This is a genomic window from Pseudogemmobacter sp. TB195 (assembly GCF_058313095.1).
In genome coordinates this window covers 1-623 of sequence record NZ_JBZEGG010000136.1, presented here as the reverse complement: position 1 = coordinate 623, position 623 = coordinate 1, and the positions used below count along the sequence as shown (strand labels likewise).

At 69.0% G+C, this 623-nt stretch carries 1 protein-coding gene; it reads right to left on the bottom strand.

The features are described from left to right. The coding region (locus tag AC4FS3_RS29015; RefSeq protein ID WP_491023420.1) for a PaaI family thioesterase at positions 1 to 489 on the bottom strand (489 nt) is incomplete at its 3' end. Positions 490 to 623 lie beyond the last annotated feature (134 nt).

The window sequence follows — 623 nt, the reverse complement described above, 5'->3', positions numbered from 1 at the left end:
AAAGGCGACCGCTTTGGTGGCGCGCACCAGTTCGCAGCGTCCCTCCACGAACTCGCCCACTTTGGCGCCGCTGACGAAATGCGTGTCGAGCTGGATGGTGGCGTGCGGCCGCGCGGCGCTGTTCTCGGTGATGGCGACGCCGAGAATGCGGTCGATGAACGTCATGATCATGCCGCCGTGGATGACGCCGTTGCGGTTGCGGTGCTTGGGCAGGGCGCGGAAGCCGAACACCAGGCCCTTTTCGTCATGGCGATGCCAGATCGGGCCGGCGTGGCGGGTGAAGCCGCGGCTGCGGATCATGTCCCAGCCCTCGCCCGGCGGCGGCATGGCCGCTTCCAGTTCCGCTGACTCCAGCGCGTCGGCGCAGGCCATGGCCAGCGCTTCCGTGGCGAAACGGGCGATGGTGGCGCCGCCGGCAACGACGCGCCAGGGCGTCTCGCCAGCCGCGTCCGCGACGATCTGAAATTCTGGCGCCAACGCGCTCTGCATGCCCACGATGCTGCCTCCCTGCGGCTGTTTTCTGCCGGACGCGGGCCGCGCCCGTTAATGTTGCGTTTGCATAGAGCATGTGGCGGCTGCGCGGAACCAGCTTGCGACGTCCTGGGGACGGCGCGTCGGCGGGC